At 60.1% G+C, this 18717-nt stretch carries 17 protein-coding genes; 3 read left to right on the forward strand and 14 right to left on the reverse strand.

The window, feature by feature from the left end:
- The first annotated feature begins 34 nt into the window (after positions 1 to 34).
- Positions 35 to 1000: a transaldolase gene (gene tal, locus RAC79_RS11660; protein ID WP_065656345.1), complete on the forward strand. Its 966-nt coding sequence runs from the start codon at positions 35 to 37 to the stop codon at positions 998 to 1000.
- A gap of 106 nt (positions 1001 to 1106) precedes the next feature.
- On the opposite strand, the gene RAC79_RS11665 is transcribed toward tal, so the two are convergent.
- The gene (locus tag RAC79_RS11665; protein ID WP_374997017.1) at positions 1107 to 1880 is read right to left on the reverse strand and encodes an IclR family transcriptional regulator; all 774 of its coding nucleotides are present in this window, start codon (positions 1878 to 1880) and stop codon (positions 1107 to 1109) included.
- Between the two features lie 199 nt (positions 1881 to 2079).
- Between RAC79_RS11665 and RAC79_RS11670 the strand changes: the two genes are divergently transcribed.
- Positions 2080 to 2811 (forward strand): SDR family oxidoreductase, encoded by a 732-nt coding sequence (locus RAC79_RS11670; protein ID WP_065656346.1) that lies wholly within the window; start codon positions 2080 to 2082, stop codon positions 2809 to 2811.
- 58 nt (positions 2812 to 2869) lie between these two features.
- On the opposite strand, the gene RAC79_RS11675 is transcribed toward RAC79_RS11670, so the two are convergent.
- The 5 genes from RAC79_RS11675 to RAC79_RS11695 form a co-directional block, all read right to left on the reverse strand.
- Entirely contained in the window at positions 2870 to 3043 is a 174-nt protein-coding gene (locus tag RAC79_RS11675; RefSeq protein WP_003499086.1) for a DUF1328 domain-containing protein, read from the reverse strand.
- 209 nt (positions 3044 to 3252) lie between these two features.
- Complete coding sequence (locus RAC79_RS11680) at positions 3253 to 4107, reverse strand: metal ABC transporter permease (protein WP_374997018.1); 855 nt, start codon at positions 4105 to 4107, stop codon at positions 3253 to 3255.
- Entirely contained in the window at positions 4104 to 4964 is an 861-nt protein-coding gene (locus RAC79_RS11685; protein WP_125146076.1) for a metal ABC transporter permease, read from the reverse strand. The genes RAC79_RS11680 and RAC79_RS11685 overlap by 4 nt, the downstream gene beginning before the upstream one ends.
- Positions 4945 to 5853: a manganese/iron ABC transporter ATP-binding protein gene (locus RAC79_RS11690; protein ID WP_374997019.1), complete on the reverse strand. Its 909-nt coding sequence runs from the start codon at positions 5851 to 5853 to the stop codon at positions 4945 to 4947. The genes RAC79_RS11685 and RAC79_RS11690 overlap by 20 nt, the downstream gene beginning before the upstream one ends.
- The gene (locus RAC79_RS11695) at positions 5850 to 6740 is read right to left on the reverse strand and encodes a metal ABC transporter substrate-binding protein (RefSeq protein WP_185740832.1); all 891 of its coding nucleotides are present in this window, start codon (positions 6738 to 6740) and stop codon (positions 5850 to 5852) included. Before RAC79_RS11695 ends, RAC79_RS11690 begins: the two co-directional genes overlap by 4 nt.
- A gap of 314 nt (positions 6741 to 7054) precedes the next feature.
- Between RAC79_RS11695 and RAC79_RS11700 the strand changes: the two genes are divergently transcribed.
- Positions 7055 to 7957, forward strand: a complete 903-nt coding sequence (locus RAC79_RS11700; protein ID WP_374997073.1) for a hypothetical protein — start codon at positions 7055 to 7057, stop codon at positions 7955 to 7957.
- A gap of 54 nt (positions 7958 to 8011) precedes the next feature.
- Here RAC79_RS11700 and RAC79_RS11705 read toward each other — a convergent pair whose 3' ends face one another.
- The 8 genes from RAC79_RS11705 to RAC79_RS11740 form a co-directional block, all read right to left on the reverse strand.
- A complete protein-coding gene (locus tag RAC79_RS11705; protein WP_078053212.1) occupies positions 8012 to 9751 on the reverse strand; it encodes a patatin-like phospholipase family protein in 1740 nt (579 codons plus the stop codon).
- 306 nt (positions 9752 to 10057) lie between these two features.
- The gene (gene lysS / locus RAC79_RS11710) at positions 10058 to 11557 is read right to left on the reverse strand and encodes a lysine--tRNA ligase (protein WP_374997020.1); all 1500 of its coding nucleotides are present in this window, start codon (positions 11555 to 11557) and stop codon (positions 10058 to 10060) included.
- Between the two features lie 249 nt (positions 11558 to 11806).
- Positions 11807 to 13264, reverse strand: coding sequence for a glutamate--tRNA ligase (gltX, locus tag RAC79_RS11715; RefSeq protein ID WP_374997021.1), 1458 nt, complete (start codon positions 13262 to 13264; stop codon positions 11807 to 11809).
- 211 nt (positions 13265 to 13475) lie between these two features.
- Complete coding sequence (locus tag RAC79_RS11720) at positions 13476 to 15248, reverse strand: SLC13 family permease (RefSeq protein WP_374997022.1); 1773 nt, start codon at positions 15246 to 15248, stop codon at positions 13476 to 13478.
- Between the two features lie 155 nt (positions 15249 to 15403).
- Positions 15404 to 15715, reverse strand: coding sequence for a GIY-YIG nuclease family protein (locus RAC79_RS11725; protein WP_081307926.1), 312 nt, complete (start codon positions 15713 to 15715; stop codon positions 15404 to 15406).
- A 138-nt stretch (positions 15716 to 15853) separates the two neighbouring features.
- Complete coding sequence (locus RAC79_RS11730) at positions 15854 to 16783, reverse strand: IS110 family transposase (protein WP_174038126.1); 930 nt, start codon at positions 16781 to 16783, stop codon at positions 15854 to 15856.
- 209 nt (positions 16784 to 16992) lie between these two features.
- Positions 16993 to 17754 carry a TerC family protein gene (locus RAC79_RS11735; RefSeq protein WP_065656354.1) on the reverse strand — a complete coding sequence of 254 codons (762 nt, stop codon included), beginning with the start codon at positions 17752 to 17754 and terminating at the stop codon, positions 16993 to 16995.
- A gap of 163 nt (positions 17755 to 17917) precedes the next feature.
- Entirely contained in the window at positions 17918 to 18604 is a 687-nt protein-coding gene (locus RAC79_RS11740) for a TetR/AcrR family transcriptional regulator (protein WP_065656355.1), read from the reverse strand.
- Positions 18605 to 18717: the final 113 nt, after the last annotated feature.

Raw genomic sequence — 18717 nt, forward strand, 5'->3', positions numbered from 1 at the left:
CAAGTTTTCAAGAGATCATGAAGGATCATCAGATATGACATCCAAACTCGAACAACTTCGCGCCATCACCACGGTCGTTGCCGATACCGGCGATATCGAGGCGGTTGCGCGCCTGAAGCCGGTGGATTGCACCACCAACCCCACCATCGTTCTCAAAGCGCTCGGCACACCGGCCTTTGCCGATGCGGTGAAGGAAGCCGTCGCATGGGGCAAGAAGCAGGGCGGCCAGTCTGACGCCGTGGTTGCCGCCGTTGCCGACCGTCTCGCCATTTCCGTGGGCGCGGCGCTTGCCGGCCTCGTTCCGGGCCGTGTGTCGACCGAAGTCGATGCCGACCTTTCCTTCGATACGCAAGCCTCCATCACCAAGGCGCGCCACATCATTGCCGCCTATAAGGAGCGCGGCATCGAGCGTGAACGTATCCTCATCAAGCTCGCCTCCACCTGGGAAGGCATCAAGGCTGCCGAGGTTCTCCAGTCCGAAGGCATCGACTGCAACCTGACCCTGCTGTTCTCGCAGGCACAGGCGATTGCCTGCGCCGAAGCCAAGGTCTTCCTCATCTCGCCCTTCGTCGGCCGTATTCTCGATTGGTACAAGAAGTCCACCGGTGAGACCTACACCGCCGAGACCGATCCGGGCGTCGTTTCTGTGCGCAGCATCTACAATTACTATAAGGCCAATGGCATCAGCACCGTCGTCATGGGCGCTTCCTTCCGCAATGTCGGCGAAATCGAAGCGCTGGCCGGTTGCGACCGCCTGACGATCAGCCCGGCGCTGCTGGAAGAGCTGGACAAGGACAGCGGCAAGCTGGAGCGCAAGCTTTCGCCCGACAATGTCAAGGCAGAGCCGCTGCAGTCGCTCGACGAGAAGGCATTCCGCTGGGCGCTCAACGAAGATGCGATGGCCACCGAGAAGCTCTCGGAAGGCATCCGCCTCTTCGCCAAGGATCTGGTGACGCTGCGCGAAATGGTCCGCAAGGAACTGACGCTGGCTGCGGCCTGATACAAAAAGGGGGAACCATCCACGTTCCCCCTGCGTTTAAGAGATATAAATCTCCAGTCACTCAAAACGCGATCGGGTCCCTGCCGGTCGCGTTTTTTTGTGCGTTTCAGGAATTTCCGTTTCCCGTCGCCACTTCGGAAATCCGCTTTGCCGCCTCGCGGATCAGCGCTTCACAGGCCTCGCGTGTCGGGGCCTTGCCGCCAAGCGGGGTAATATAGGGGCAGGTGATGACGGCAAGCGCAGTGCCGTCCAGCGTCAGCACCGGGGCGGAAATATTGCGCACGCCGGCGGTCTGAAGGCTGTCCATGGATTCGAAACCGTTTTTGCGCACCTCCGCCAGCCGCCCGGCGAGGTCCGGCGGCACGGTTTCGCCGCTGCCGCGCACCTGTTCGGTTATCATGATCTGGCGCTGCGCTTCCGTCTGGAAGGCCAGAAGCACATGGCCGGAGCCGGTGTGGAACAGGCTCATCTGCGCGCCGACCCGCATGGACATGGCCCAATAGGTGGACGATTCCTGCTGGGCGATGACAACGACGCTGCCGCGATCATAAACCCCCAGATGACAGGCCTGCTCGGCGCTTGCCGAAAAATCGCGCATGACCGGTGCGGCGAAAGAAACCAGCCGGCGGATCGGCGCGTGGAAATGCGCCAGCCCGAACATCTTCAGCGTCAGTGAGAAGCGGTCTCCGTCAAGTCGCTGCACATAGCCGCGGCGCACCAGCCGGTCCAGCATGCGATAAAGCTCGTTCGGGCTTTTGCCGATAGACTTGGCGATCTCGATCTGCGTCAGCCCGCCATCGGTACGGGCCAGAAGTTCGAGAATGTCCAGACCCTTGTCGAGGGCGGGAGCGCGATATCTTTCGCTGTCGTCGTCGGTCATCTGGCCTCGATGGTGTTTTGCGCGGTCGCCGGGTGGGCAGCCTGAAAATATGGTTGCCCGATAGCCGACATCGACGCAAGTTTGCTTGACGCCATATGAATACCGCGTTTACATATGAATTGTCGATCCATATTTGAGATCATCGAAATTCAGCGGTCCGGTGCCTGAAGGACGGGCGGGCCTTAGCGGGAGGCTATTCATGGTGCAGGATTTTAACGGCCGGACAGTGGTGATCACCGCCGCCGGTCAGGGTATCGGCCGGGCGGCGGCGGAGCGGTTCGTGTCGCTCGGCGCGCGCGTCATCGCCACCGATATCAACGAACAGGCGCTTTCGACGCTTAAAGGTGCGGAAACCCGGGTTCTTAACGTGCTGGATGGCGATGGCGTCAAGGATTTCGCCGCCGATATCGGCCATGCGGATGTGCTGTTCAACTGCGCGGGTTTCGTTCATTCCGGCACCATTCTCGATTGCGAAGAGAAGGACTGGGATTTCTCCTTCGATCTCAACGCCAAGGCCATGTATCGCACCTGCCGCGCCTTCCTGCCCGGCATGCTGGAAAAGGGCAAGGGCGCAATCGTCAACATGTCTTCCGTCGCTTCCAGTGTGAAGGGCGTGCCGAACCGTTTCGCCTATACCGCCTCCAAGGCGGCCGTGGTGGGTCTGACCAAGGCCATCGCCGCCGATTTCGTGACAAAGGGCATTCGCTGCAACGCCATCTGCCCCGGCACGGTCGATAGCCCGTCCCTGCATGACCGCCTGCGCGCCACCGGCAATTACGAACAGGCGCTGGCCGATTTCATCGCCCGCCAGCCGATGGGCCGTATCGCCACGCCGGAAGAAATCGCGGCGCTGGTTACCTATCTCGCTTCGGACGAGGCAGGTTTCACCACCGGCCAGATTCACGTCATTGACGGCGGCTGGACTGGCTGAATCTTTTTAAGGGAGAAAGGAGAGGCGACCGGCGTGAAAACCGGTCGCCTTTTTTCATTCAGACGACGGCGCTTCCGGCCATCAGTGCAAGCACGAGGAAGACCAGGAAGATCACCACGGCGATGAAGAACAGGATTCGGGCCACGCCCGCCGCGGCTGCCGAAATGCCGGTAAAGCCGAATACGCCCGCGATCAAAGAGATAACAAAGAAAATAAGAGCCCACTTCAGCATGGCGCTTCCCCTTTTGCATAATTTCCCGAGCCCGCCGCCCCGCGACAGGCTCGGTAAAATGACGCGCAAAAGGCGAAAATGTTCCATACGCCCGCAAAAATCGTTATTTTAGAGTGTTTTCGCTTTTCTTCGAATAGCGAAAACACTCTAACTCTTGTTTTGGCGCATTTCCGGACGGAAAACCGGGGTCCACTTTTCCTGGGAATGCTCTAGAAGCCTGTTTCCCCTGCCGCATCGATCCGCCTCGCCTTCAAGGTGGTGCGGATGAAGGTGGCAACGAAAGCAAGGCTCATGAACATGACGATAGTGGGGGCCGGCGCGCTGTCGATGAGGAAGCTCAGCCATATGCCTGCCAGCGATGAGGTTATCGCCACCGCAATGGCCACCAGCAGCGTGGCGGAAAAACGCCGGGTCAGCAGGAAGGCGATTGCGCCCGGCGCGACCAGCATGGCGACCGAGAGGATGATACCCACCGCCTTCAGCGCCCCGACGACGGTGAGCGACAGGACCATCAGCAGACCGTAATGCAGCACCCGCACCGGCAGGCCGATGGCTTTCGCATGCTGCGCATCGAAGGCGTTGACCAGCAGGTCCTTTCGCAGGATGCCGAGAAATAGGGTGGCGAAAAGTGCGATCAGGCCCGTCTCCAGCATGTCCGACGGCGCAATGCCCAGCATGTCGCCGAAGAGGATGTGGTCGAGATGCACATCGCTCTGCACCTTCACATAAAGCACCAGCCCCAGCCCGAACATGCCGGAAAAAACGATGCCCAGCACCGTGTCTTCCTTGATGCGGCTGTTTTCCTTGATGAAACCGGTGCCGAGCGCGCAGATCATGCCGGCGATGAAGGCGCCGATGGAAAGCGGGATGTTGACGATATAGGCCAGCACCACGCCGGGCAGCACGGCGTGGGAAACCGCATCGCCCATCAGCGACCAGCCCTTCAACACCAGAAAACAGGAGAGCATCGCCATCGGCACCGCGATCATCAGGGTGATGACGAAGGCATATTGCATGAAGGGCAGCTGAAACGGCAGGATGGCGAGTTCGAGATAGTCGCTCATGGCGTCTCCTCCAGCGCCCTGCGGGCCTTGGCGCGGGAAGCAAGCAGGCCGTGCTTGGGCGCAAAAACGAAGGCAGCAAGGAATATCGCCGTCTGCAGCACGACGATGACGCCGCCGGTCGCACCATCGAGGAAATAGCTGAGATAAGCGCCGACGAAGCTGGTGGCCGCGCCGATGATGAGGCTCATCAGGATCAGCCGCTCGAAACGGTCGGTCAAGAGATAGGCGGTGGCGCCTGGCGTCACCACCATGGCGACGACGAGGAAGGCCCCAACGGTCTGGAGGGCGGCAACCGTGGAAGCGGCCAGCAGGGTGAAGAAGATCACCTTCAGCACTTCCGGCTTCAGCCCCACGGTGCGGGCGTGGTTCTCATCGAAGAACACCACCATGAAGTCACGCCATTTCAGCGCCAGCACGATGAGGCTGATGCCGCCGATCAGCGCGAGCTGGATGGTGTCTTCGGCGGTGATCGCCAGAATATTGCCGAGCACAATGGTCTGGATATTCACCGAGGTGGGCGAGAGCGACACCATGAACAGGCCGAGCCCGAAAAACGAGGTGAAGATCAGCCCGATGATCGCGTCTTCCTTCAGTCGTGTCTTCTGGTTCAGGAACAGCATGGAACCGGCCGCAAGCCCGCCGGAAAGGAACGCGCCCAGCGAAAAGGGCAGGCCCAGCATATAGGCGCCCGCCACGCCCGGAACGATGGCATGGGAAAGCGCATCGCCGATCAGCGACCAGCCCTTCAGCATCAGATAGGCAGAGAGAAAGCCGCAGACGCCGCCCACCAGTGCGCTGACCCAGATGGCGTTCAGCATGTAACCATAGGTGAAAGGCTCAAGAAGGCTGTCTATCATCGACTTTTTCTTTCGGAGCCTCAGGATCGCGCCCGTTCTGGCCATTCTTGCCGTAGATCACGAAAGGCCGCTCGTCATCGGTGATAACCTTCACCCGGCGCGGATCGGCGTCGTTATGCAGGTCTGCCCCGCCCAGCACGAAGTGGCGCAGGCTGCCGCCGAAGGCTTTTTGCAGGTTCTCCTCGTTGAAGGTATCCGCCGTCTTGCCCGATGCCAGCACCGTGCCCTTGACGAAGACGGCGCGGTCACAGAATTCCGGCACGCTGCCGAGATTATGGGTGGAGACCAGCATGACGCGGCCCTCGTCGCGCAGCGCCTTCAAAAGTGCGACGATCTGCTCTTCCGTCGTTACGTCGACACCGGTGAAAGGCTCGTCCAGCAGGATCACCTGACCCTCCTGCGCCAGCGCGCGGGCCAGAAACACCCGCTTCTTCTGCCCGCCGGAGAGTTCGCCGATCTGGCGCTTGCGATAGTCCAGCATATTGACGCGTTTCAGCGCCTCTTCGACCATGTGATGGTCGCGTTTCGAGGGAATGCGCAGGAAATTCATGTGGCCGTAACGGCCCATCATCACCACATCCTCCACCAGCACCGGAAAGCTCCAGTCCACCTCCTCGGCCTGCGGCACATAAGCGACGAGGTTTTTCCTGAGCGCTTCCTTCACCGGCAGGTCGAAAATAGAGACGGAGCCGGCGGCCAGCGGCACGAAACCCATGATCGCTTTGAAAATCGTGGACTTGCCGGCGCCATTGACGCCGACAAGTGCAGTGATCGTTCCGCGGGGGATGGAAAAGCTGGCATTTCTTAATGCGGTGTGGCCGTTTCGATAAGTCACTGTCGCATTTTGAACCGTCAGGCCGCCGCCTGATTTTTTACTGCCCATTCTCATGAAGACAGCCCCTTGGCAATGGTTTCGCTGGTCACGCGCAAAAGGTCCAGATAGGTCGGAACCGGGCCGTCCGCCTCGCTCAGCGAGTCCACATAGAGGATGCCGCCATAGGCCGCGCCGGTTTCCTTGGCCACCTGCTCTGCGGGATCGGCGGAAACCGTGCTTTCGCTGAAGATGACGTGGATATTGTGCTCGCGCATGGCGTCGATCACGCCGCGCACCTGCTGCGGTGTGCCCTGGCTGTCGGCATTGACCGGCCACAGGAACAGTTCCTTCAGGCCGAAATCGCGGGCGAGATAAGAAAACGCGCCTTCGCTCGTTACCAACCAGCGCTTGTTTTCCGGCAGAACGGAAAGCGTGTGGCGGATCGGCTGCACGGTGGCTCTGATCTTGTCCGAATAGGCCTTGGCATTGGCGGCATAGACATCGGCATGGGCGGGATCGATCTCGGTCAAGCCCTTGCGGATATTTTCCACGTAGATCAAGGCGTTATCGGGGGACATCCAGGCGTGCGGATTGGGTTTGCCCTGATAGGCGCCGCCGCTGATCGCCATGGGTTCCACGCCGTCGCTCACCGTCACGCTCGGCACGCCGGAAAGGTTGGCCAGGAACTTTTCAAACCACAATTCCAGATTGAGGCCATTGCGAAGCACCAGATCGGCCTTGCGGGCTTTAAGAATATCGCGCGGTGTCGGCTGGTAGTTGTGAATTTCAGCGCCCGGCTTGGTAATGCTTTCCACCTCGGCCGCATCGCCCGCCACATTGCGCGCCATGTCGGCGATGATGGTGAAGGTCGTCACGACAGTCGGCTTTTCCTGAGCAACGGCAGCGCCGGGCAGAAAAAGCGAAAAAGCGAAAATCGCGTGGCGGATTTTATGGAAGTTCACGGGGCTCACCAGATTTTGTTGCGATTAATTCGCAATACCATCTGTTATAAAATCACGCTTGTCAACGCTATTGCAAATCATTCGCAAATTAGTGCATTTCGCAAATGTCCGAAAATGGTGCGTTTTTGCCGGTGTTGCACCGGCGGGATTAAACTTTTTTCAATGAGAAAGCGGCACTATCGCAAGGCTCGGACAGCGTGGTCCGGAGCTTGTCCCGCGTGTGTTCCTCATCCTTCGAGCCACGTTTTGGGGTGAGGGCGTAAGACGGGGTACTTGATGTCAGGATGTTGCGGGTGAAAGCTGTATTCGGACGAATGCGGTTTTCGCGCAAGCTCGTTATGATTGGAGGCGGGATCCTGCTTTTGGCGGGTGCGACCGGCTCTGCTGCCGTGTTTATCGGCAGCGAGCGGCTGCTCGGCCCATCCTATGCCTCCACCAACGGGCTTTCCTGCGACGCGGTCCAGACGGTCAATATCCGCAAGAACGGTTCCTTATGGGTCCGCAAATTCATTCGTACCCAGGGCGGTGACGGCACAGAGCGGCTGAAGACTGCGCTTCGTGTCGCAAGGGCGGTTTACGACAAGCAGAAACCCGATCTGGTTCAGGTCTCCGTGCTAGACAAGAACGGTCCGCAGCTGCGCTCGGAAATGCGTGGCCGTGCCATTGCCGCACAGGTGGTTTTCATTCCCGATCCGGCAAAAATTCCCGAAGGCGCGGATGCCCATCGTTATTCGGCCTTTTATTACGATGGCGCCGCCAATGCCAGCGGCCAGTTTTACGGCCTGCGTATCGATCTGCCGCTGGAAGATGCCGAGGCGCTGGCGGCAGGCCTCAGCGATTCGGCCGATTGTGCGACCCCGGCTCTGGATGCCGGTTCTGAAGGCCATGAAGGAAAACCCGCGAAAACTGCGACGGGACACGGCGAAACCAAAGATGACGGCGCGGGCGGCCATGGCGGCGCGCCGGCGGAAGCCAACGAAGGCGGGGCTGCCCATGGCGAAACCCCGTCTCCCGAAGCGCATGGCGAACCGGCTGCCGACGAACTTCTCACCTCGACGCCGGAAGCCGATGGCGGCAGCATCTTCAGCCTGTCCTATCTGAAATCGCTGATCTTCGGCAAAGGCTCGACGACCGCGCAGGCGGCGGAAGAAAAGCCGGCTGCCGAAAATGCGCCGGCGGAAGAACCCGCTGCGGAGAAAAAGGCCGCGAGCCACTAAGCGGGCGAGGGCGGTTTCTCTCCCCGAATCCTTCCGGGGCTCCCATCTGACGTGTCAGATATCCGGCCCGATCCGCAGGCGGCCAGCCGGATTTGGAAATTTCTTCCGTTTGTTGACGATTGCCGGAGAGAAACTCTGCGACAGGGCGGCAAAGGCGGCAATGCGGGCGATCAGCTTTTCCCGATCACCCTTTGTCACGGCTTCGTAACTCTCGATCTCGTCGATATAGCCCGTCAGCCAGTCTTGATATTTGCCTTCATTCCACAGCCGCTCAGTCGCAAACACCGTGTCTTCCAGCCGATCATAGGCAACGAGCGTCCGTCGCCAGCGATGCTCGTCGAAATCCAGCGCGCCGTTGGCGAAGAGCGATCCGACCTCGAGGCCGTAGCTCATCAGCTTCGCAGAGCGTTCCGGCGGCATGGTGAGGTTCAGCCCGCCTTCCTCCTCGTTGAGGAAAACGCGGGCGATGCGTTCTCTCTGGCCCGGCATGGTGGCGAGCGACTGATCCTGCCAGTCCTTCGCCGAGCTGAGGATGCTGCCGAGAAAGCCGCTCATTTTTTCCATCTTGTGAACGGGCACGCCGATCCCTTCGCCCGCCGCCTGCGGGATCGTAACGCGCTTGCCGCTACTGGCGATGGATTTCGGCAATTCATCGAGGCTAAGCGCGAAAGTGGGGCGCGACGGAAGCAGGGCATCGAAAAGATGAATGGGAAAGTTGCTGCTGATACCGCCATCGGAGAACCAGATTTTCGCCTTCATGACGGGCCGCGCTTTGCCGCCGAGACGCTGCACGATATCCAGCGTGCCGCGATCGTTGGTATAGGCCGGAATGGCCTTGAACAGCACCGGGAAGCTCAGGCTCATGCGCGTTGCGATGATGACCGGCAACTGGGCGGGCTCCGGAAAAGCCTTGAGTTCGGGAAAGGGGCCGCCCGGTGTTGCGATCTGCTTGAGCCAGTTCATCACGGCCGCGGGAAAGAGCTGGCTCCATTCCGTCGGATCGTAAGCCACCATGAGACTGGTGGTCGGAAGCGTGTGCGGCCGCCGCATCGACAGGTTCGTCGTGACCATTTTCAGGTTGATGACCGGCTTCTCCGGCTCCGCGCCGATGAGATCGCCGAAGGTCAGCGGTGGCGCGGTTGCTGCGTCGCTGCCGAAAGCGATGTCCTGGATCGATGCATGAAGCCATTCCGTCAGGCCCGGAACCTCGGCATCGGAAACCGTCAGTCCCGAGCAGAAACCGAAGCCGTCTCTTGGCAACCGGTAGAAAACCAGCCACAGGATCTGGCCGAGGATGCCGGCCAGCATTCCCACCAATCCGCCGAGAACCGACCCGGCCCAACCGCCGCCCAGAACCCACAAGGCGCCGGCGCCGATGACAATGCCAACTATGGCTGCCAGCGGAAAAGCAAGGAGCAAGCCTAGGACCTTGCCCGGCCAGCCGCCGGCCTGCGCCCACAGCAGGTAACGCATCAGCGGGCGAAAACGGCGCTGGGGCTGGAAAAGCCTGTCCAGAATGGTGGGTATCGTGTCGCAATGAGCCTGCAGGCGGGTGAAGCCATTCGGATCGTTTCTGACCGTGCGGGAATATTCCGCCGCCGCCGCAAAGGCGGCGGCAATCGCCCCCGCCGATGTGCCGCCTATCGAGCGGAAGCGATACCGGCGCGCCAGTTCCAGAACCGCATAGGGATAAACGACGCCGGAGGTGATGCCGCCTTTCATCACCACGTCGCATTCCTTTTCAGGTGCGGCAAACATATCGGGCTGGTATTTGGGAAGCTCATTCTCGGGCATGCGTATTTCCCCCCCGGCGGCTCCTGATCGAAAGCCGTCAAACACAATGCGAATGATGGAGAATGGGTATCACAAGTTGAGGTGAGGTCGCCAGTATATTCTACTAAAAGTTAAATAAACTTGCACGATCCGTTCGCTGAAAGCCGGATGATTACTTGCGGGCGTCTATCTCTGGAGAGGAAAACCGGCAGACAAACGGGCGAAACCTCGCCACACTCCCCGACGTCAAGAAAATACGCCCTTCGCCACCAGCGAGAAAATCGGGGCGCGGAAGGCGGCCGTGAGGCCGCCCCGGGTTTCGTCCGATCAGTCCGCCTTGTTGCGGCGGGCCGGGAAGAGGATGACGTCGCGGATCGACGGAGCATTGGTGAGCAGCATGATCAGGCGGTCGACGCCGATGCCGAGGCCGCCGGCGGGCGGCATGCCCTGGTCGATGGCGTCGAGGAACTCGTCGTCCAGCTGCTTGTCCTTTTCGCCGCGGGCGTGCGCCTGTTCCAGCTGCTCCACCATGCGGCGGCGCTGTTCTTCCGGGTCGTTGAGTTCGGAGAAGGCATTGCCCACTTCCCAGGCGTTGCAATAGCTTTCGAAACGCTCGACGAGGCGAGGTTCGCCCGGCACTTCCTTGGCGAAGGGCGAGATGTCCTTCGGGAAATGCGTGACGTGGCTCGGCTGGATCAGCGTGCCTTCCACCTTCTCCTCGAAGATGAAGGCAAGGCATTCGCCCCAGGTCCAGTCCTTCTCGACGGCAAAACCGGCAGCCTTGGCGGCGGCGCGGGCTTCTTCGTCGGTCTTGATGGCGAGGAAGTCGATACCAGTTGCTTCCTTCACCGCATCAGGCATCGGCACGCGCTTGAACGGGCCCTTGAAGGAAATCGTCTGGCCCTGGAATTCCACTTCGGTCGTGCCGTGAAGGGCAATCGCCAGCGTCTCGAACAGCCGCTCCACGAGACCCATGATGTCCTCGTAGTCGGCATAGGCCCAATAGCACTCCATCATGGTGAATTCAGGATTGTGCCTTGTGGAAACGCCTTCGTTGCGGAAGTTGCGGTTGATTTCGAACACCTTGTCGGTGAGGCCCGAAACCAGCGTGCGCTTCAGGAACAGTTCCGGCGCGATGCGCAGATACATGTCCATCTTCAGCGTATTGTGGAAGGTCTTGAACGGATCGGCCGTCGCGCCGCCATAGATGGTCTGCAGCATCGGCGTTTCCACTTCGAGGAAGCCTTCGGCCTCCATGAAACGACGGATGCCGGAGAGGATCTTCGAACGCTGCAGGAAGCGCAGCTTGGATTCCTCGTTGGAGAGAATGTCGAGGTGGCGCTTGCGGTAACGCAGCTCGATGTCGGAGACGCCATGCCACTTCTCGGGCATCGGCAGCAGCGACTTCGTCAGCATGGTGATTTCTTCGGCGTTGATCGTCAGCTCGCCGCGCTTGGTGCGGCGCACCTTGCCGGTCACGCCGATGATGTCGCCGATATCGATCATCGGCAGCAGGTTGCGCGCCGCTTCCGGCGTCGTATCCTTGTGGGAGAAGATCTGCACCTTGCCCGAGGCGTCATGGATATCCATGAACATGCCGGAATTGCGCGAGGAATAAACGCGACCCGCCACCGTCACCGTATCGCCGGTTTCGACGTCGGCTGCGATATCGGCGTATTTTTCCGCAAGCTCCGCATTGGTCAGCGTGCGGTGGAAATGCGCCGGATAGACATCGCCGATCTGCTCGCGCAGCAGCGCAAGTTTCTGGCGGCGCACTTCGGTGGCGTCGGAGGAGAGGGCGGTGGTTTCGGTCGTCTTGTCGTTCATCGTATTCGCCTTCAGAGGGCTTGTTCGTTGCAATTACCCTTTGCGCTCGGGGCTTACCCCCCTCTGCCCTGCCGGGCATCTCCCCCTCAAGGGGGGAGATCGACAAGCGGCGGGCACCTTGCCCATGGAACGAGCGGGTGCAGCACCTGATCTCCCCCCTTGAGGGGGAGATGCCCGGCAGGGCAGAGGGGGGTACCCCGAGCAGAGGGGTATATTCAGAATGCTGCCGTCACCGCCAGCACATAACTATCAGCTTCCGCTGCCCACCATCGTGGCCACAACGGTAATCGCAGCCTTCAGGCGCTGGCGCACGACGGAGCGGCCGAGCAGCGCCATCGAGTCAAACAGCGGCAGCGAGCGCGAGGAACCGGACATGGCCACAAACAGCGGCGGCGTGACGACGCGCAGCTTCTTGCCGGTGCGTTCGGCCACATCGCGCAGTTCGGCCTCTATCGCTTCCACGTTCCAGTCAGGCATCTTTTCGAGGTCTGCTGCAACCGTGGTGAGGATTTCGTGGATTTCCTCCGGCTTGCTCTTCAGACCGGCAAAGGAAGCGGGTGTGAGGCCAGCATCGCTTGCGAGCAGGAAGCCGGCAAGGTTCGGCAGCTCGCCGAGTTTGGAAACGCGGCTCTGCGCAAGCTTCAGGCCCTCAGTCAGGCGGGAATTCTCCATCGCCCATTCCAGTGTGCGGGCAATGAACTCTTCCGGCGAAAGCTTTTCGCGCAGCCAGCGGCCGTTCAGCCAGTCCAGCTTCTGAATGTCGAAGATGGCGCCGGCCTTGGACAGCGCTTCCGGGTCGAACTTCGCCGCCAGCTCGTCCATGGTCAGAAGTTCTTCGCCTTCGGCGATCTGGATGAAGAACAGGCCAAGGAAGTTCATCAGCGCTTCCGGCAGGTAACCGAGCGCGGAATAATAGGAGATCGAGGTCGGGTTCTTGCGCTTGGAAAGCTTCGACTTGTCGGCGTTGCGCATCAGCGAAAGATGCATGAACGTGGGCTGGTCCCAGCCGAAATAACGGTAAAGCAGAATGTGCTTGGGCACAGACGCCAGCCACTCTTCGCCGCGCGCCACATGGGTGATCTTCATCAGATGGTCGTCGATGACGTTGGCCATGTGATAGGTCGGCATGCCGTCGGCCTTGATCAGCACCTGCATATCGACCGAATCCCACGGGATCGAGACATCGCCATAAACGCCGTCATGGAAATCGCACGAGCCTTCGGTCGGGATTTTCATGCGCACGACGTTGGCTTCGCCGGCGGCGACGCGGGCGGTGACTTCCTCGGCCTTCAGGTTGAGGCAATGGCCATCATATTTCGGCGGCTTGCCGGCGGCGCGCTGGGCTTCGCGCATTTCTTCCAGCCGCTCGGGCGTGCAGAAACAGCGGAAGGCATGGCCTTTTTCCAGCAGCTCTTCGGCATAGGGCCAGTACATGGCCTTGCGCTCGGACTGGCGGTAGGGACCGTAAGGGCCGCCAACATCCGGGCCTTCCGACCAGGTCAGCCCGGTCCAGCGCAGCGCTTCCAGCACCTTCTGCTCATATTCGAGGGTCGAGCGGGTGGCGTCGGTATCCTCGATGCGCAGGATGAACTCGCCGCCATGTTTCTTGGCGAAGAGATAGTTGAACAGCGCGATATAGGCGGTGCCGACATGCGGCTCGCCGGTGGGGGAAGGTGCGATGCGGACGCGAACGCCGGAAGTGGTCATGAAATTCACTCGTCGTGACGTGGCAGTGACATCGGGGCGGTTCACCCGTCTGTCACGATGTTTTCGTTTGGATGCGGCAGGAAATCATGTTGGAAGACGCAATGAAAGCGCCTTTTGCACATTCCCGTTCGGCTTCGGCTTAGGCCATATTCTACCGCAGGCGTCAAGGAAATACGAAGCCCGCGCTGGTTCAGCGTCCCAGCTGAGAGCCCTAGTTCACTGGCCAGACGTAAAGCAGCATGGGAATACTGGCGATGACGATCATGATCGACAGCGGCAGGCCAAGGCGCGGATAGTCGCTGAAGCGATAACCGCCGGGGCCCATGACCAGCGTATTGCACTGGTGGCCGATGGGTGTGAGGAAATCGCAGCCGGCGCCGATAGCCACCGCCATCAGAAAGGCCTCCGGCCGGAAACCGAGTGTGGTGGCGAAACCGGCGGCGATGGGGGCCATGACCAGCACGGTGGCGGCATTGTTGAGAAAGGGCGTCACTGCCATGGCGGTGAGCAGGATCATGCCAAGCGCCGCAAAGGGCGGCAATCCCTGCGCGGCATGACCGAGCCAGGCGGCGATCAGTTCGCTCGCCCCGCTGGTGCGGAGCGAGTCGCTGACGGGAATAAGGGCGGCGAGCATGACGAGGATCGGCCCGTCGATGGATTTATAGACCTCGGTGAGCGGGATGGCGCCGACCACGATCATCATGAAGGCAGCGGCGAAAAAGGCGACGGAGACCGGCACCAGCCCGCTGCCGGCGGCGATCATGGCGGCGGCGAGCACGATGACGGGCAGAAGCGCGCGGCGCTGCACGCCCAGCAGGATTTCCCGCTGCGCCAGCGGCAAGAGCGAAAATTCCTGCAATACCTGCGGCAGGTTCTTGCGGCTGCCCTGCAAAAGAATGACGTCGCCCGCCTGCAATGTCAGCTCGGAGAGCCGCTGGCTGACGCGTTGGCCGCGCCGGCTGACGGCGATCAGATTGACGCCACGCGTATAGGACAGCGCGAGTTCACGCGCCGAAATGCCGTTCAGAACCGATTCATTGCTGATCACCGCTTCCATGGAAATGAGATCTGCGGTTTTTTGGCCGTTTTCCATCAGCGGCTTGCCGGAAAGCAGAAGCTTCGCCTGCGAGACGATGCGGTCCAGCCCCTCCGGGCTGCCTTCGAGGAGAACCGTGTCACCCGCCTTCAGCGTCACGTCGGGGAAGGGGGAGATGCGCCGCGGCCCGCGCAGGATGGTGCTGGCGATCACATCGCCGTCGGCCTGTTTCAGCAATTCGCGCAGCGGCTTCTCCGCATGGGTGCTGTCGGCGGGCAGGGTGGCTTCAGCGGTATAGGCGGACTGGTCGAGAATATCCTCCACCGACGCCTGCTGGCGGTTGCGCACCGGCAGCAGCCGGTAACCGAAGGTCAGGAAGATGATGCCGATGACGGTCAGTCCCGCGCCGACGGGCGTGAAGTCGAACATCGAAAAACTCTGCCCGGTCATTTCCTCGCGCAGCCGCGACACGACGATGTTGGGCGAGGTGCCGATCTGCGTCATCAGCCCGCCGAGCAGGGCGGCAAACGCCATGGGCATCAGATAATAGGAGACCGGGCTGCCGGATTTGCGGGCGAACTGGAAGGCGACCGGCATCATGATGGCGAGCGCGCCGATATTCTTGATGAAGGCGGACATGACGGCGACGACGATCATCAGGAAGGCGAGCTGCAGGCTCTTGGAGTGCATTTCGGGGAAATATTTCTTGATCGTCATATCGACGATGCCCGACCGCGCCACGGCCGAACTGACCACCAGCGCGCTGCCGACGATGATGACGATATCGTCCGAAAAACCGGAAAAAGCTTTTTCGAAAGGCACGACGCCGAGCGCGACGGCCACAAGCAGCGCACTGCAGGCGACGACATCGTAACGCAGCCTGTCCCAGATGAACGCGACCATCATGCCGGCGATGACGGTGAAGGCGAGAATCTGGTCTGTCGTCATGCTGGCTTATGCTTTCGAAGGAGAGTCGGCGGGAATGACTCTATCGATGAGGATATCGAAGAACGCAAGCCGGGGTGAAGCGGTTCCGGGGTGGATGTCATTCCTATCTCTTCGTCATACCGGCCGTGAGCCGGCATGACGGAGCGGAGGCATCGTCAGAGAAGAAAATGGGCAATGTCGTCCCAGGCTGGATTGAGATCTTCAATCAACTTGATCTTCCATGCCCGCGGCCAGTTTTTTATCGTCTTTTCTCTCGCAATTGCGTCCGTGACGAGATCGTATGTTTCGAACCACACAAGCGTCTTAACGCCATAACGCGTTGTGAATCCGGGGGTCAGGTTGTTCTGATGTTCATATAAACGGTGAGAAAGGTCGCTTGTTACGCCAGTATAGAGCGTCCCGTTTCTTTTGGATGCAAGAATATAAACGTAACCTTGGCGCATGAGAAAAGCATGCGAAAAGGTCATTGTTTTGGCAAGAGGCGAAATTATTTCCGTCATACCGGACTTGATCCGGTATCCAGCCGCCGCGCGTCTGCGCGGCGAGAAGAGTCCTTTCAGCCCAAAGACTTGGGCTGGCTGGCAACTGTATTGATGCATGTTGTTTCAAGCTGCTTGGAATGTGGTTTTATCCCTGAGCATGGCGTTTGCGATGACGAGCAGTTTGCGGGCGATGGCAATGATCATGACCTTGAACGGTTTGCCTTTGGCCTGCATGGCCTGAACCATGCGGGCGAATGGCGACTTTAACCGGTAGGCCACCAGCGCCGCCATGTAGAGGGCATCGCGCACGCGCTTTCGTCCGCCGCGGATATGGCGCTGGCCGCGGTGAATGCCGCTATCGGCATTGAAGGGGGCAAGGCCTGCAAGCGCCGCCATGCCGCTGGGCGAACTGTCGCCCAGTTCCGGCATGTGGGCCATCAGGGTGAACGCCGTGATCTGGCCAATGCCGGGGATCGAGCGAAGTCTGATGTTTTGCTCGTTCAGCGTCACATTTGTCCGCACATGCGACTGGCATTGTTGTTCGATCGCGGCGATTTCCGTATCAAGCCAGCCGAGGTGGCGCGCGATGCTGTCGCGCTCCGACGGCTCGGCTGTATGAAGGCGCAGCCGTTCCTGCTGGCGCATGGCAACAAGCTGATCACGGCGCGTGTGCAGGCTTTCCAGCTGCTGACGGGCCGGGTCGGGCGGTGTCGTAACGGGTGGTGAAAGTGTTTCGCCCATGCGCGCCAAAAGTCGCGCATCGATGGTATCGGTTTTGGCAAGCTGGCCGGTGGCTCTTGCAAAGTCGCGGGCCCTGGCCGGATTGACCCGGCAATAGGGCCGCCGCCATCTCTCGAGCGCCGAGCACAACAGCCGGTCATAACGTCCGGTCGCCTCCAGAATGATCTGCGCCTCGCGTCCATCAAGGGTGGCAAGCCATTCATCGATGGCGGTGCCGGTATTGGCGATGCGGACGGCTTTTTGTGTCGCGGCATCGAAAAGATCCAGATGTGCCTTTGAGACGTCGCATCCGATGTAAACAGGGTGTACCATGGCAAGCCTCATCCTGTGCTACGAGGTCCGCGCTCACGGCCTCCATCAACTGTTCAGGTTGGGATCATCAAGAGCGGGCGGAGGTCCAAAAGCCAGCAGGCGGTCTCTAACGACCAGGATTCCGACGGCCTTCCGCCCGCACTCTACATAGCACAAAACCAATACACAGGATTCCGGCTCAAGGCCGGAATGACGGTGGCAAGATGCCGTTAGTGCGTATCGCCTGCCGCACTCGCCTTCTTCCGACGCTTCGCATTGCGGGCCAGCATGTTGAGCAGTTCCACCAGCGCCGAGAACGCCATGGCGGCATATACGTAGCCCTTCGGAACATGGAAGCCCATGCCTTCGGCGATCAGCGTCGTGCCGATCATCATCAGGAAGGCGAGCGCCAGCATGACGATGGTGGGGTTGCGCTCGATGAAGTTGGCAAGCGGTGTTGCGGCGAGCAGCATGACGGTGACGGCAACGACGACGGCGACGATCATGATCGGCAGATGCGGTGTCATGCCGACGGCGGTGATGATGCTGTCTACAGAGAAAACAAGGTCGAGCAACAGGATCTGGCCAATGGCGGCTCCGAAATTCATCGCGGCCGGGCCACCCACCATGTCTTCCTTGTGATCTTCCGGGTCGACATTGTGGTGAATTTCCTTGGTCGCCTTCCATACCAGGAAGAGACCACCCGCTATGAGGATCATGTCTTTCCACGAGAAGGGGTGGCCGAAGGCTTCGAAAACCGGCGTGGTGAGCTGCACGATCCATGCGACGGTGCCGAGCAGGCCGAGGCGCATGACGAGCGCAAGGCCTATACCGATCTTGCGGGCTTTTTCACGCTGTTCGGGCGGCAGCTTGTTGGTGAGGATGGAGATGAAGATCAGGTTGTCGATGCCGAGCACGACCTCCATGACGATCAGTGTGACGAGCGCCACCCAGGCGGCGGGGTCAGATAGAAGAGGGAGAACGGACTCCATCAGGTAGGTTTTCCTTTCAGCAACAAGGCCAGCCGAAACATTCGGTGGGTGGAATTTATAGCGCAATACGCGAGAAACAAGGAGTTGATGGCTCCGGGGCGCAAGATTTCATCGAAATTTCGCGCAGGCCGCGTATTGGCGTTCACGCCGTTGCTGAATGATCTCAGGCCTTGTCTGTTCCGTAAGCCGCCATGAATACGTTGATGGCGCTGCTGATAACCCGGTCCAGTTCCTCGTCGGGAACCGGGCCTTCCAGTTCGCCGAACAGCCGCAGCTTGAAGAAGGTGCCGGTGGAAAGCTCGATATATTGCCGGGCGGCCAGCTCAGGGTCATCCACTTTCAGATGGCCGATCTCGACCTGATGTTCGATGAAGTCCAGGAGCACGGTGCGCACATTGTTCGGAGCCGACAGGAAAAAGCGCTGCGCCAGTTTCGGCATGCGATCGATGACGCCGAGCACCGAACGCATGGCGGGGATCATGTCCGAACAGATCATCTTGTTGGCGAAGGCCTTGCCGAACTGTTCCAGCCCCTCGCGCACCTCCTCGGTGCCCTCGAGAATATGGCGCATGGAGGTGGCGAATTCGTTGCGATGGTGGTCGACGAGCGCAACGAACAGATCCTCCTTGTTGGAGAAATAGACGTAGATCGTGCCCTTGGAAACGCCGGCTTCGCGCGTGATGTCGTTCATGCTGGCCGCGTCGAAACCCTTGCGCTTGAACACACGCCAGGCGCCCGCCAGAATCTGCTCGCGTTTGGCCGGGTCTTCACCCGCCGCAAAACGCCCGGCGGCATTGCCCGGACAGCCCGTTTCCGTTTCCGTCTCCATATCCCTGTCTTCACCTGCCATCGCTACCGTCTCTTAGCATCGCAATGGCGTAAAAAAAATTAACCGAACGTCGAACCAATCGGTTCGATAACACTTGATATGTGTCAGGAAAGAGATTATGTCAATCGAACCGA

Origin of the sequence: Agrobacterium sp. LR_9 (assembly GCF_041954855.1) — a bacterium.
GTDB lineage: Bacteria > Pseudomonadota > Alphaproteobacteria > Rhizobiales > Rhizobiaceae > Agrobacterium > Agrobacterium leguminum.

Coding starts and splice junctions, on each gene's coding strand:
- RAC79_RS11665 (WP_374997017.1), bottom strand. CDS start 1,880: ATGACCGACGACGACAGCGAAAGATATCGCGCTCCCGCCCTCGACAAG.
- gltX (WP_374997021.1), bottom strand. CDS start 13,264: ATGACCACTTCCGGCGTTCGCGTCCGCATCGCACCTTCCCCCACCGGC.
- RAC79_RS11690 (WP_374997019.1), bottom strand. CDS start 5,853: ATGAGAATGGGCAGTAAAAAATCAGGCGGCGGCCTGACGGTTCAAAAT.
- RAC79_RS11685 (WP_125146076.1), bottom strand. CDS start 4,964: ATGATAGACAGCCTTCTTGAGCCTTTCACCTATGGTTACATGCTGAAC.
- RAC79_RS11670 (WP_065656346.1), top strand. CDS start 2,080: ATGGTGCAGGATTTTAACGGCCGGACAGTGGTGATCACCGCCGCCGGT.
- RAC79_RS11725 (WP_081307926.1), bottom strand. CDS start 15,715: ATGACCTTTTCGCATGCTTTTCTCATGCGCCAAGGTTACGTTTATATT.
- lysS (WP_374997020.1), bottom strand. CDS start 11,557: ATGAACGACAAGACGACCGAAACCACCGCCCTCTCCTCCGACGCCACC.
- tal (WP_065656345.1), top strand. CDS start 35: ATGACATCCAAACTCGAACAACTTCGCGCCATCACCACGGTCGTTGCC.
- RAC79_RS11730 (WP_174038126.1), bottom strand. CDS start 16,783: ATGGTACACCCTGTTTACATCGGATGCGACGTCTCAAAGGCACATCTG.
- RAC79_RS11735 (WP_065656354.1), bottom strand. CDS start 17,754: ATGGAGTCCGTTCTCCCTCTTCTATCTGACCCCGCCGCCTGGGTGGCG.
- RAC79_RS11705 (WP_078053212.1), bottom strand. CDS start 9,751: ATGCCCGAGAATGAGCTTCCCAAATACCAGCCCGATATGTTTGCCGCA.
- RAC79_RS11720 (WP_374997022.1), bottom strand. CDS start 15,248: ATGACGACAGACCAGATTCTCGCCTTCACCGTCATCGCCGGCATGATG.
- RAC79_RS11740 (WP_065656355.1), bottom strand. CDS start 18,604: ATGGCAGGTGAAGACAGGGATATGGAGACGGAAACGGAAACGGGCTGT.
- RAC79_RS11680 (WP_374997018.1), bottom strand. CDS start 4,107: ATGAGCGACTATCTCGAACTCGCCATCCTGCCGTTTCAGCTGCCCTTC.
- RAC79_RS11675 (WP_003499086.1), bottom strand. CDS start 3,043: ATGCTGAAGTGGGCTCTTATTTTCTTTGTTATCTCTTTGATCGCGGGC.
- RAC79_RS11700 (WP_374997073.1), top strand. CDS start 7,055: ATGCGGTTTTCGCGCAAGCTCGTTATGATTGGAGGCGGGATCCTGCTT.